The following is a 13,189-nucleotide window of genomic DNA, read 5'->3' on the forward strand; positions in this document are numbered from 1 at the left end:
TCAAAGTGAAATAAGGGGCTGATCTTTCAAGGGCTTATTATGTGCATAGATCATACCTGTATACCCAAACTTGGTGGAGTAGTCCTGGTCTGTCACTCTTACCTCAAAGTTGTTTTTTTTCAGAGTCTTTAGTAGCACCTCATATCCCTGCCCATGCCACTCTATCATAATGCTATCAAATACTTTCAGAAGACCACTTTTAGCCAAATCTTCAACTATTTCGTATTCACTCCCTTCAGTATCGATTTTCAATACCTTTGTTTTATCAGAATTCTCTTTTAGTATGGGCATCAAGACCTCTGATGTTTTTTTAACCTGTATTGTTGTCAACTGTAAGTCGTGTGAATCTGGACGGTCCTTATCAATTTCTTTGATGCTACTCAATTGACTTGTTTGGAAGCTATAGTCCACAGTCAAAGTCTTTTCTTCATCAGAAAGGGCAAAATTTTCCATAAAAACCTTCGATCGTAACTCGGGGTTAAGATCCAAATTGTTTTGTGCAGCGGCAAATGTTTCCTGAAATGGCTCAAAACTAAAGACCTTTTCTACATTGGTCTTCTGAGCAAAATACAACGCTGCTATGCCTACATTAGATCCAATGTCTACTACAATCGAAGGGGATTTAAAGTCGTACTGGTAAGTTTCCTGAACGAATATTTCGTAGAGCAAGAAGCCATAGAACATTTCTTTAAGTTCGAACGAGGTATTGTTGATTGTGACCTGATTCAACCTCAAAACGGGATCATATTTGAAAAGAGCCTTGTTTTTCTCCTTGAGCTCAATGAATTCGTAGTAGTTATTGAACAAATCACTGGAAGGTACAAATACCGATCCCAGTTTTTTGGAATATAGTTTTCCTTCTTTTTTTGAGAATGTAAACTCCTGAACGGGTAATCTGTGAATATGTATTGACCAGGCCGACCGAAAATGCCTGATTTTAAACCAAGTGAAGGCAAATTTTATGGCGTTGACCCCCTTACGAAATACCCAAAGAACGCTGTTTATAACAGATCTACTATAGGTGCTTTTGCGGGCAATGCTTTTGAATGATGAAATCAATAACTGATGCTTCTGCGAAGAGTTGAGTAAAGCAGTGTTTTTAATTGATTTTCTAAAATTTAAGAAAACACTCAACCGAGGAAAGTATCTGCTTATTTTGCTCTCATCTTTGACTGAATTTAGGTTCTGTTTCAACTCACTACCATAACCTCCAATCGTTTTCACAAAATATGGTTTTTGGATTTTGATGAATTGTCCTAAAAGGCTCAAATGAGCAATGAATAGGATGTCAAAAGCAAAAGTGTTTTGCAGAGATAATTTTTTGTATGCATTTCTCCTGATCGGTCCGTAAAAGCTATGGTTCCACCACAAAATAATGGGCAATATTTGCTTGTATCTGGTGACAGGGTCAGAAATGCCCAAGGTATGTACTTGCTCGTTATGATTTATCTGGCAAAGCGCTCCTTTATGAACCCATAGGTTGTCTGTAGTGCATAATATGGCTTCTGGGTTTTTTTCAAGTGCTTCTACACATACTTTAATGTAGTCTGGGTGCCAATTGTCATCATCACAAGCCCACATAACATAAGCTGCCTCATCTGGTATTTCTGTCAGTAAAAACTGGTGATTACGAATAATACCTATGTTCTGCTTTTGGTAATGGGCCTTGACCCTTGAATCTCTTTTGGTAAACTCTTCAACCTCTGCTACAACAGCTGGATTGGGTGATAAATCATCCGAGACATGGATTTCAATATACTGATAAGATTGGGCTGTAAGTGCCGTAAGCGTATTACGCAAACCACTTGGCCTGTTATAGGCTGGTACACCAATGAAAACTAATGGTTTTGAATCAATCATGCGACCTCCTTCCTGCTAAATAGCCTAAAAAAGTAGCCAATTGGGAAATGGCAATGATTCCGCTTAACGTCAACCTTTTTGAAACCCTAAATTCACTGAGGTGCATGGGATATTTCAACATTGCCATGTAGAAACCCAACTTTGCTTTTGGTAGGGGAACGCCATAAGAGAACAATTTGGTTCGGTACCTTACAGCCGCTTTACCATAGTTGAAATGCTGTCGCCAATAGCTCTTCAGGCTTAGGTGATGCGAATGGTTAATGATGGCTTTGGGAGCGTGATTTAGTTTGTAGCCTTGGTTAAGCAGCCTAGTACAGAATTCGCGATCTTCACCAGCAGCCCTTGTAAAGCTCTCATCAAAGCTACCAGCATCAAGGAAGCATTGGCGATGAATCAGAAAATTATTGGAAGTAAAGAAAAACCAGGTAGTATCATACCAAACCTCATATAAGAACGAGACTAGCTGCTGGCTGGCCTCAGCATAGCGGTTGCTATGAAGTTTGTTTTCCGTTTTTCCTCCCACCACTACTCCAGGCCTTGCATGTTTGAGCAGTTCCTGAAGCCAGGTTTCTTCTGGTTCACAATCATCATCCAAAAAAGCAATATATTTTCCTCTTGCTTTTTGTACACCATTATTCCTGGCACTTGCGGGGCCACTATTTTCCTGTTTCAGTAATGTAACATTGAGTCTGTGTTCAAACATGAGCACTATCGGTTCTAAATCGGTTTCTCCCCCGTCATCCACCACCAGTACCTCCCAGTCTTCATCCAGTGTTTGCCTTTCTAAAGCCTGCAGGCATTTAGACAAAGCTTCCGGACGATTGTAGGTAGGAATAACAACCGATATTTTAATTCCACGTTGACTCATAACTTGGTTAAAGGCCTATCTGGTAAACATATAGCTGATTCACAATGGTAGATTTTATAACAGATACCTCATCCAAATTATGTGGCTTGTCTGATATTAAAAATACAGTCTGACCATCAAAATTTTCTATGCCATTTTCGTAAAGCTGATTCACTCCGTATCCCAGTACTTCCGTTATATTGGATTGCTCGGGCATTTCATCAATATTGAAAGTATATCCATTGGTATATTTGCGAATAGCGAATTTTCCAATGCGCAAGTGAAGGCGAACATACCTTGGTACATCAAAAAACAAACACACTCTCCTGTCACTGCCATCTTTGGCATTGTTGACAAAGGCACTGATTTGCTCATCCTGTACTTCAACGGCTTCTTCCCTTGACTGAACAAGGTTAAGGCAGAAAAACAAAGTCAAACTCAAGCCGATGGACAACCCTGAACGCAAAAGAAAAGGTCGTTTTTTCAAATACGGTTTCATTTCAGATAGAAGAAGTGCAGCAGAACTGGCAATGAGAATGGAGAACATACCCACACCTTGCTCATGCCCTGCAAACCATTGTGTAAAAGCAGCTATATATAAGAGATAACCCAACATTAAAACGGTCAACACCTGACAAAGCCTGTCTTCACGCCACTTACCTTTGATCTGGTTTATCAATTCAGGCCATTTATCATAAAACAAGAGAATTGGCATCAACGGCATAAGTTCATACAACAATGTACCTGCACGTTTTATAAGCTTGATGAGGTAATATTTTTTATTAGAAAACAGGCCTAAAAACGAATGCTTTCTCATTGAATCTATTGCGTAAGATTCAGGGAATTGAAGCACAAGCACCCACTGTGCCAACCATATGGTTATCACTAAGAGGCTTATAATACCTAAAATCCATTTAAGCTTGAGTCGCTTTTTTCTGAAGAAATATATAATCAAAGGTGCCGGTAACAGGAAAATTACAAACCAAAAAAACAATGACCCTACCAGGATAATCAATGAGAAAAGCCAGTAATATTTCAGGCTATTATGTTGGTAAGTCAGCAATGCCAATAACCAAAAAGTAACAAACCATATATCACTAAAAATAAGACTGCCATAGCTTAAATGTAAAGGCAGCATTGCAAATAGGGCTGTTGATATAACAGCCACCCAGATTTCTTTTCCAATACGATAGATAAGTAAAAAGAAAAGACTCGCATTTAATCCATAAATCGCGGCCGACCATAACCTGGAAGCATAGATGTCATTTCGACCGAGTGCCTGATACCAAGAAGACTGTAGTAAAAATGGCCAGGCTGGCCAATTGCCATAAATCGAATATTCTCCGTTCAATATTATACCCATCCCTGATTCGGAGAACTTGTCATCAAGCTCGATTTTAGTATTGCTCAATGCATGGCCGTAAGGACTAATCTCCACATCCATGCTGTAATTAAAGGCATGCTTATTCATAGTAAGCCATACCATAGCAAAGCCCATCAGCCCTAGCAAGAATCCCAGAAAAAGATAGTTAACTAGCCTCATGATACGCACTTTCTGTATTTACATGCCAGATGCTTTGTTTGTTTTTACCATTGTCCATCAGGCTATTCACCGCTTCCAGGGCCGTGAGCATGGAATGGTCCTGATTGTTATACTTATGTGTACCATTTCTACCAATCAGGTATACGTTATCAATAGTATTGAAAAATGATTTGACGCTCTCAAAATCGCGATAGCTTCCTACATAAGAGGGGTAGGCTTTTGGCATTCTTACCACAGTGCCATCTAATACCTTGGAAGAATCCAGCAGCCCAATACGGTGCAACTCCTCTGCTGCCAAGGAGATCAATGCATCATCATCACACTGCCATAAGTCGTCTCCTTCCTGGCAAAAGTATTCTGCACCAATCCAGGATTTATCTGGATCGGCGGTCATTTCAGGGCTCCAGTTATGAAAGAGTTGTACACGACCAACCTGCATGCCCTGGTCTTGTATATACAACCAATTATCATCAATGGACTCTCCATTGCCATTTTTGAGTTTAAGCTCATCCAATAAAATCCCGACAATCATAAAATCCCGATACTCTAGACTGGAAGCTACCGACTTCACCTTCTCAGGAACTACCATATCAAGCCCGGCAATCAGGTGCCTTACGGGCATGGTAGATATCAATTGATCACAAGGTAAAGTGTATGTAGTCTGAGTCAACTTGTCCCAAACCTCTACGGCATTTATGCGATTACCATTGGTTTTTACCTTTGTGACTCTCTGTTGCATTCTTATATCTACTCCCTTTGTCCGGCATGTGGCTTCCACTGTCTCCCAAAGCTGACCTGGCCCTTTTTGCGGGTATAAAAAGTACTCTGTGAGTGTTTGCTCTACCTCCTTATTGCCGAAAGTTTGACGCATGGGGTAAAACAAGGTGGTGAAATAATGCTTTAAAATTTTCTTAAAGCTCAGCCCTTTGATTCGTTGGCGCCCCCATTCAGGACTGATTTCTGTACAGGCCTTGCCCCAGACTTTTTCTGTATATTCTTTAAAGAAGGTCTCGTAAAGTTTTTTACCAAAACGATTGATAAAGAAATCTTCAAGGTTCTTTTCCTCTTTAATCGGTCTGAAACGGCTTATTAATAAGGAAATGAAGATGCTGAAACTTTTCCAAAAACCTATCCTAAAAAGCGTATTCAGGTTCAGTTTTATAGGATAATCAAGAAGCTGCTTATTATAAAAAATCCGTGACTTTCTGGGGCGGATAAGCATATGAGGCTCGGACGAATTGTTAAATGGTTTTGCGCTGAATGCTTTTTGGCTATTTTGATAAGTAGTATGAATCTCCTTACCGTCATTAAGCACGGGTAAGAACTTTTGCCACCAATTCAACACCCACTCAGATTTGGAAAAGAAACGATGGCCTCCTATATCAATTTTATTGCCCTTGTAGTCTACCGTCTTGCTAATTCCTCCTACCTGATCGTCAGCTTCAAGAACAACAATGTGTTTGTCACTTTTTGTGGCCAATTCATAAGCAGCTGTAAGCCCTGCCGGGCCGGCTCCAATGATCACTATGATCTCTTGCTTACTCAAGAATTCGTCTTGTGTTGATTTTTTAAGACAACTTTTGCGTCAGGCCTAAAATTCCGGGTTTGACGTAGATAGTCACAAGTACCCAAAACGAAACCAGTAAACGCACAGGCCAGATAGAGCCAGTGGAACATGAGGACAAAAGGGAGTCGGGTGAAATTAAACTGAGAGGCAAAAAAATGATAGATTTTCCTTTTTAAAAGGATCAGGCCTACTAATGAAGTTATCACCAGAATAGCTGCCTCTGACCAGAAAGGTGTAAGTACGAGATTTGTTAGCCCCAGAAGTAAGAGGAAAGTAGCTAGTCGATCTTCGATATTGAGATTCAGATCGTTTGAAGCCAGTTTTTTGCGCTGATATAAGAGCAGAGTCCATGGCCGAGCTCTTAGAAAAATATCTGTATGCAGCATGCTGCCCACCGTCCATTTCTTAAGATGTTTCACCTGCAAGTGCTTTTCTAAATGTATGGTGTATCCTGCTTTTATTAATCGGTAGCCAAGCTCTATATCTTCTACTGAGGGTTTGTCAAAAGCAACATTAAAACCTCCAATCTCGTTGAAAACATCACGTTTGATGGCCCCACATGCACCCCAAAAGGTAGCAGCCTGCTCACTGGTTGTTTGATGGGTAAAGTGATGTAGTAGGTTTCGATATTTTGATACAAGAGATGTTTCATAAGGCTCTTTATCGTATGAACCAATAATTGCTTCGGTGGCGTGCGATTTTTCGAAATGACTCTTGACTCGTCCGATAGTATCCGGTAGTAATTGCACATCTGAGTCCAGAAAGAACATAACATCGCCAGAAGCATGTTGAACACCATGATTTCTAGCATGGGCAGGGCCTCTGTTTACTGCAAGACGCTCCACTATCAGATCAGGCACAGTAGTAAGGTAGAGTTGTTCCTGTTTATAAGGTATCCCATCGAGTACCAGAATCACTTCTTTTACGCCATTCCCAAAGTCAATAATGGATTGTAAGCATTGATTTAACAATGCTCCGACTTGGTGTGCTGGTATAATAATGGATATACTTGTCTTCTTCAACTGTCCTTCGGTGAACACAAGTATCGGCTTCTTTCAGCTTTTAAAAAAATAATTGTTCTGGAGATTTTCAGGAATGTTCTGAATTAAAGGATTATTCTAAAATGATTCTGAGTAAATACTACTAACGAAGGATTCTTACATATCTGAGTAACTACCGAATAGGTTCTATTCAAGTCCTCTTTAGAAATCATAATTGCGAAGTTGATTTCCTCAATTCCAACAAAACCACATTCTACATATGACATGTTTGTTTGGCTGAAAATGTAGTTTTACGGCTCATATAGACCCTTTTTAAGTTATTCACTGCCTTCCTCGGACAAGAGTCGGACAAAATAATGTCGGCTTCTCAGTATTTTCTCATTTCAAATGAGAAATGAATAGGAAATGCTTCTCATCTTTTCAAAAGATAGGAAATGGAAGGGAAAAAACAGCCAACGCTATGTTGATAGTTGCGAAGATCAGATTATCGAATTATTTCAGTATTCGGTTAGGCTCATAACCCAAAGGTCACAGGTTCGAGTCCTGTTCCCGCTACTACAAAAAAGACACTCAAATTGAGTGTCTTTTTTTATGCCCTCATTCCTCTTCTTAAATAAATAATAGCTTTAAGTTGGCTCACTAGTCTCACACAGAAAGTCTGATTAGGCATCTTCAAAATCAATCCAGTGCCAATAACTAGGAGGCCATTTTTTTTTAACTTCACAATATGGACTTTAAAGCAATATTCTCAGACATCGAATTCTGGATATCTACACATATCACAGAGCTCATCATATCATGCGTTGTATTGGTTTTATTCTTCATCAGCAAAAAAGTAATACGAAAACTTATACAAAGGCACGGAGACCGCCATACTTTCGATAAATCAAGAATGCTTTATGTCAGAAAAATTACTGGAATGGTCAATTTCATTGTTTTTGCAGTATTTCTGGGTCTTACTTGGGAAGTGTCACTTTCGGGGCTAGGCATTTATTTCGCAAGTATTTTTACTGTTGTAGGAGTTGCGCTTTTTGCCCATTGGTCTATACTTAGCAACTTGACTGCCTCAGTAATTCTTTTCTTTTTCTTTCCTTATAAGGTCGGTTCAAAAATAAAGATTCTCGATGGTGACAACTCTGTTCAAGGACTCATCCTAGATATCACCATGTTCTATATAGAAATAGAAACCGATGAAGGCGATAAGGTAAGCTATCCTAACAACCTTGCCTTACAAAAAGCCTCTTTTAAACTTAGTTGAGCTCTATTTTCAATTATTAGTGTATTAATTGAAGCTATACTACCCTTATGAAAATTGGTAAGATTAAACCAACGTTATTATTCATTCTATCTCTAGGCTTTATTCTTTTTACTGTCATTGGAACGGTAAGTCATGAAATGGGACATATTGCCGTAGCCAAGGCACTGGGTTACTCTACTGAGCTTCATCACGCGTCGATGACATATGACTATGAATCATCGAATTCACGTCTCAATGAAATCTATGGGCAATACCAAAAGGAAATAGAGAACGATTTGGACTTCACGCTAAAAAAAGAATTTGATTCTCTTTATAAAAAGCAACGGACTCACGGACTTTTAATCTCCATGGGTGGTCCGCTTCAAACTTGCCTTGTAGGCTTGATTGGTTTTTTCTTATTGAAATATCATAGGAAAAAATTTCCTCAAAGATTCAATCATTGGGATTGGTTAGGTGTTTTTTTCCCCCTGTTTTGGCTAAGGGAAGTTTATAATCTTCTCACGTCAATCGGGAGTAAAATAATTGATCCTCAAACGTTTAGTTACTTCGGCGGAGACGAATTAAATATCGCTTATTACTTAGAGATATGGGAGGGTTCGGTGGCCATTTCACTTGGGGCTATTGGTTTAGGGATCAGCCTTTTGGTGATATTTAAGTATCTACCTCATCAGTATAGGTTGACTTTTATTCTCAGCGGACTCATTGGTGGAAATATCGGTTTCTACTTATGGATCTACCAACTTGGCCCCCTGGTTTTACCATAAAGTCTAGAGGTTGGTGTGCAACGATATTCATGAAAATTGTATCTACCTAGGGAAGCATACGATTGAATGAAAAACTCAAGTTCTCATATTTCAATAATTCGAGTGATGGAATCTGTAAAGCAATCCTTCCTTAAACAAGCTCTTCTCTTTATTGGCATAGGCATTATAGCCCTGTCATGCGATTCCAAAAAAGTAGAAAAAGAGCGTAAAGATTTCTTTACGCAGGAGCTAATGGTGCTTAAAGACTTGTTTTCTATTCCTGGATTAAGCGCCACTATCGCTCAGGGAGAAGATATTATTTATGAGAAGCACTTTGGGTATTCTGATCTTGAACGTCAAATACCTATCGATGCACAAACTGCTTTTCCTGTAGCTTCTTTAACGAAGTTTTTTTCAGCTAATCTAATTATGAAGTTGGTCGAGGAAGAGAAACTTTCCCTAAATGATCCTGTAAATCAGTATTTACCTGAAATAGGGCTCGATAAGGAGATAAAAATCAAGCATTTACTTTCACATACTTCCCAAGGCGATATTGGCAACGAGTTTTACTATAGTTTTCGGTTTGGCTTATTGACCCAAATCATCGAAAAAGCATCTGGAATAGCGTTTAAGGACTTAATGGAAGAAGAAATTTTTGATCCGCTTGAACTAGATAACACTTTTTTACTCAAAGATTCAGCCCAACTTGCACAGCAGGACGTCACATTTGCTTTGCCCTACAATTTGGAAGAAGAAATTAAAGAAGGGTTTATCGATTATGGTTATTCTGCCTCAGCGGGAATTGTATCTACCAGTCACGATTTACTTGATTTTACGCAAGCTATTTATAGTAATCAGCTAATCACAGCGTCTTCTAAACTAACGCTTTTTGACGGTTTAGATAATGGTTTGCCCTACGCTTATGGAATATTCAAACAAGAAATTGAGGGGTTAGAGGTGCTATGGCTTTATGGGCAATATGACTCTTATTCGAGCTTACTTTTAACTGTTCCTGCTAAAGAACTTACGCTAGTGGTTCTGGCCAATAACAACTTAATGAGCGATCCGGCCAGGTTGATAATGGGTGATGTTATGTCATCTCTTTTTGCAGTAAGCTTTCTCAAAAACTATATTTTTGACAGAACCGAAATGTGTTTGTTGGAGGATGAATCATTTGTCTTTACTGATTCAAATGCTAATACATTCTACAGAAAAAAGGTTTTAGCTCAGGCATTGACGGAATCGTTTATGGCCAGGTTCCAGACTGAAAAAATGAAGTTAAGTGCTCACCTTATTGATCAAACTTTCAAGAAATATCCAGACTTTCTAGAGTATGCGGATATTAATTTATTGCATAACCTGAGCTTTCTTAAAAGTGTGGCTTTCTATCGAAATCTTGGTGAATTCAATCAATTTGATTCAGAACTTGAACAAATTGGTAGCAGGCTATTGCAAGTTGCACCTAATAATCCTTATGCACACTCGTATATGGGCACATTTTATAACAGGAAAGGGAATAAAGAGAAAGCATTTTTTCATTTCAAGTCTATTGTGGATGCTCAAAACTTTTCTAGTAGTTGGTATACAAATGAGGCTAAAACTTGGTTGATAGATAACCAGTAATTCCAGTTTACGATATTGTTAATAGGCTATCTTTGCTAGCGAACTCAAATCAGTTTTCATTGATTTTTACTCATTATGACTATCAATTATAACAACAGGGTTTTCAGGCCAGTAAATAATACTGAGAACAGCGAAACTTCTTCTGAAACGACTTTCTATTATAAGCAAGAGGGTAATATTCTAAGCGCCGAATATAAAGGTGGACAAATTATTAAAGGTCATTTAATTGGCCTTGTAGATGATAAAGGGAACATTGATATGCGCTATCATCAGGTGAATAAAGCCGGAGAATTAATGACTGGAACTTGTAAGTCTACACCTGAAACTATGGAAAATGGTGGTATTAGATTATTAGAAACTTGGCAATGGACAAGTGGAGATCACAGTAAGGGAGAGTCAATTATAGAAGAGGTGATTGCTTGATTACAGTAAAACAAGATCAATTCAATCCTGAAATTCGAAATACCCAAGCCACCTTGCTAGGGAGTTTACTGTACTGAATTTTACTTGTGTCTATAACGAGATAATTATCCTCGAAATGTGAATCCAAAGCGCCTTCATAACCTAAAAGGTGCACTTCAGCACTTTCCACTGAAGTTTCCATGGGTATTTTCAATGCTTCATCGGGCCATTCCATACTGATGGCATACAAGTTGTTATTATTTGTAGTGTAGGCCACAAACTCTTTCATAGATCGGTATTCTGCCCTTAGTCCGTTTTCGCTCTCGTTTTCTGATGTAAAGAGTTTTGAAGCGGGCACTATTTCTTTTGGAAGACTAACACTTGACCAAAACAACTTGGCACTTGCATTTTGCTTTCTTTCAAAGTATTCGACCCTCAGTTTATACCTTTTGTTTTTTAGAAGCTTGATAGTTCCAGTTTGAACATCTGTAGTGATATTCCCCATGACAAAACCACTGGCTCCTTCGGGTGCATTTTTCCACTTGTTAATGATCAACTCATCATTAACCCAAACTCTGATACCATCATCTGCTTGTACTTCAAATTGGAAGTTTTCTGAAAAATTGGGTTGAATATAGCCTGTCCAAATGGCGGTGAAATCGTCTTCCTTGATTGAGCTTCCTGGACTATTTCTTACCCAATTAAAATCGATTTTCGGATCGATTCTCTTGAGTGAAACTTCCTTCTCTTCTCCAGTTCTTGTCCATGTTGTTGCTCCGTAAATAGCTTCTTCATTAATCTGGATCCATTTCCCAAGTGCTAATAATCGGTCTTGCTGAAGCAACGGAATTTGACCATCTGCTGTTGGGCCAACATTGATCGTAACACCGCCGCCATTTGCTACGGCTTTAATAAAAAAATGGATTAATTCCTCACTGGTCATGTAGGCATCGAGTTTCTCAAATCGATTTAACCCAAATGACCTTCCAAGACCTCTTACTTCGGCCCAAGGTCTTTCGGAAACGCCATTGCCTGAGCTGTACTCTGGTGTGAGAAACCCCATACCCTGACTGCCATTTCCCCACCGATCATTTACTACCGCCTTCTCTCCTACTAGATTGAAATACCAAGAGATCAGCTCCGCCGAATGCCATTCTTCGGCCGTGTTATTCCATTCACCATCTGCAAAAATTAAGTCAGGCTTATAGGTAGAAATGAGTTCCTTAAACTGCGGTATCATATGCTTTTCCACATACGGACCTATGTTTCTGTGGGGATCGGTGTCCCATCGGTGAAGCGGGTTATTCCATTCTGGAAGGGAATAATATAAGCCCATGTGTAAGCCTTCTTTTTTAACGGATTCTGAGAGTTCTCCCACTAAATCTCTTTTGGGGCCTACTTCCATACTGTTCCATTTTGGAGCGTACTTACTGGGCCATAGGGCAAAACCATCGTGATGTTTGGAAACCATTACTACATATTTAGCGCCTGCTTTCTTAAATAGGGAGGCCCATTCATCGGGGTAAAACAGTCTGGCTTTAAATAAAGGAGCAAAATCTTTATAGGTAAAGTTTTCGCCATAGTGAGTTTTCATGTAGCTGGTACGAAGTGAATCACCAAGCATAAGTCCTCGCAGATACCACTCTCCGTAGTCTTCCTTATTACTATAGGCAGGTACGGAATAAACTCCCCAGTGTATAAATACGCCTAGTTTTGCATCTTTAAACCATTGTGGGTAAGGTCTTGATTTTAGTTCTTCCCAATTCGCCGCGTACTGTTTTTGCCCTAAGCACGAGAGGCTTATTGCTAGCAGAATTCCGAATGTTAATACGGTTTTACGACTTTTTATTGTTGATATATTTTTGATCGAAAAGGGTAAATTCATAAGCGATTAGGCCTGATAATAATGGACTGTCTTACTGACAATTAAACCATCTTCAGGCTCATTTTCAAAGAATTGATCGTCGAGCGGGGTGAAAATCAAAAAAGGCCATCGAAATGATGGCCTTTTTTTGAATTATAAATTAATCCAAGTGTCAGATATAGGTATTATTGTCTCGTTACTGTCACCACATAGTTACCACTAATTCCAGCTCTTGTGTTTCCATTATGGAAGAAACTAAATTGAAGTTCATTTAGGGTCAATCTGGTTATTGTTACTTCTTCATCAGTGTCTAAAAGAATTATTGTTCCATTTGTGTCTGAAGAAGACCAATCCCAAGTACCTGTGGCATTGAATAAGTCTGCTCCATTTGTGGTTTGATAGGTACCATCTGCAAATGAAAGTGTAAAGCCCGGGTAGTTCAGCGATATGTCTTCATTGTCTAAAAGAATACTTCCTTGAG

Annotated in this window: 11 protein-coding genes; 4 read left to right on the forward strand and 7 right to left on the reverse strand. The window is 39.1% G+C overall.

The window, feature by feature from the left end; all coding sequences use genetic code 11:
* From JXQ92_RS16430 to JXQ92_RS16450, 5 genes are read right to left on the reverse strand one after another with little or no spacing between them, the layout of a single operon-like run.
* Complete coding sequence (locus JXQ92_RS16430; RefSeq protein ID WP_421987730.1) at nt 1-1,860, reverse strand: FkbM family methyltransferase; 1,860 nt, start codon at nt 1,858-1,860, stop codon at nt 1-3.
* Complete coding sequence (locus tag JXQ92_RS16435) at nt 1,853-2,728, reverse strand: glycosyltransferase family 2 protein (protein WP_421987731.1); 876 nt, start codon at nt 2,726-2,728, stop codon at nt 1,853-1,855. Before JXQ92_RS16435 ends, JXQ92_RS16430 begins: the two co-directional genes overlap by 8 nt.
* Nucleotides 2,729-2,735: 7 nt before the next feature.
* Nucleotides 2,736-4,250 carry an ArnT family glycosyltransferase gene (locus tag JXQ92_RS16440; protein WP_421987732.1) on the reverse strand — a complete coding sequence of 505 codons (1,515 nt, stop codon included), beginning with the start codon at nt 4,248-4,250 and terminating at the stop codon, nt 2,736-2,738.
* Nucleotides 4,237-5,796 (reverse strand): NAD(P)/FAD-dependent oxidoreductase, encoded by a 1,560-nt coding sequence (locus JXQ92_RS16445; RefSeq protein WP_421987733.1) that lies wholly within the window; start codon nt 5,794-5,796, stop codon nt 4,237-4,239. Before JXQ92_RS16445 ends, JXQ92_RS16440 begins: the two co-directional genes overlap by 14 nt.
* Nucleotides 5,793-6,839, reverse strand: a complete 1,047-nt coding sequence (locus JXQ92_RS16450) for a glycosyltransferase family 2 protein (protein ID WP_421987734.1) — start codon at nt 6,837-6,839, stop codon at nt 5,793-5,795. The genes JXQ92_RS16445 and JXQ92_RS16450 overlap by 4 nt, the downstream gene beginning before the upstream one ends.
* A gap of 706 nt (nt 6,840-7,545) precedes the next feature.
* Between JXQ92_RS16450 and JXQ92_RS16455 the strand changes: the two genes are divergently transcribed.
* The 4 genes from JXQ92_RS16455 to JXQ92_RS16470 all read left to right on the forward strand — a co-directional run bounded on the left by JXQ92_RS16455 (nt 7,546) and on the right by JXQ92_RS16470 (nt 10,865).
* The gene (locus tag JXQ92_RS16455; protein ID WP_421987735.1) at nt 7,546-8,076 is read left to right on the forward strand and encodes a mechanosensitive ion channel domain-containing protein; all 531 of its coding nucleotides are present in this window, start codon (nt 7,546-7,548) and stop codon (nt 8,074-8,076) included.
* Nucleotides 8,077-8,123: 47 nt separating this feature from the next.
* Nucleotides 8,124-8,840, forward strand: coding sequence for a hypothetical protein (locus JXQ92_RS16460; protein WP_421987736.1), 717 nt, complete (start codon nt 8,124-8,126; stop codon nt 8,838-8,840).
* Nucleotides 8,841-8,945: 105 nt separating this feature from the next.
* Nucleotides 8,946-10,442 (forward strand): serine hydrolase domain-containing protein, encoded by a 1,497-nt coding sequence (locus JXQ92_RS16465; RefSeq protein WP_421987737.1) that lies wholly within the window; start codon nt 8,946-8,948, stop codon nt 10,440-10,442.
* Between the two features lie 75 nt (nt 10,443-10,517).
* Nucleotides 10,518-10,865 (forward strand): n-acetylglutamate synthase, encoded by a 348-nt coding sequence (locus JXQ92_RS16470; protein WP_421987738.1) that lies wholly within the window; start codon nt 10,518-10,520, stop codon nt 10,863-10,865.
* 16 nt (nt 10,866-10,881) lie between these two features.
* Here the strand turns inward: JXQ92_RS16470 and JXQ92_RS16475 are convergent, their stop codons facing one another.
* Together JXQ92_RS16475 and JXQ92_RS16480 are read right to left on the reverse strand one after the other, a co-directional pair.
* A complete protein-coding gene (locus tag JXQ92_RS16475; RefSeq protein WP_421987739.1) occupies nt 10,882-12,729 on the reverse strand; it encodes an alpha-L-fucosidase in 1,848 nt (615 codons plus the stop codon).
* A 164-nt stretch (nt 12,730-12,893) separates the two neighbouring features.
* Nucleotides 12,894-13,189: hypothetical protein (locus tag JXQ92_RS16480; RefSeq protein WP_421987740.1), on the reverse strand; the 296-nt coding region annotated here is incomplete at its 5' end.

This window comes from Roseivirga sp. (assembly GCF_049099775.1).
GTDB lineage: Bacteria > Bacteroidota > Bacteroidia > Cytophagales > Cyclobacteriaceae > Roseivirga.

Bases quoted from the DNA above. Each gene is read 5' to 3' on its own strand.
- JXQ92_RS16435 (WP_421987731.1), bottom strand. From the start codon at position 2,728: ATGAGTCAACGTGGAATTAAAATATCGGTTGTTATTCCTACCTACAAT.
- JXQ92_RS16455 (WP_421987735.1), top strand. From the start codon at position 7,546: ATGGACTTTAAAGCAATATTCTCAGACATCGAATTCTGGATATCTACA.
- JXQ92_RS16460 (WP_421987736.1), top strand. From the start codon at position 8,124: ATGAAAATTGGTAAGATTAAACCAACGTTATTATTCATTCTATCTCTA.
- JXQ92_RS16475 (WP_421987739.1), bottom strand. From the start codon at position 12,729: ATGAATTTACCCTTTTCGATCAAAAATATATCAACAATAAAAAGTCGT.
- JXQ92_RS16440 (WP_421987732.1), bottom strand. From the start codon at position 4,250: ATGAGGCTAGTTAACTATCTTTTTCTGGGATTCTTGCTAGGGCTGATG.
- JXQ92_RS16430 (WP_421987730.1), bottom strand. From the start codon at position 1,860: ATGATTGATTCAAAACCATTAGTTTTCATTGGTGTACCAGCCTATAAC.
- JXQ92_RS16470 (WP_421987738.1), top strand. From the start codon at position 10,518: ATGACTATCAATTATAACAACAGGGTTTTCAGGCCAGTAAATAATACT.
- JXQ92_RS16465 (WP_421987737.1), top strand. From the start codon at position 8,946: ATGGAATCTGTAAAGCAATCCTTCCTTAAACAAGCTCTTCTCTTTATT.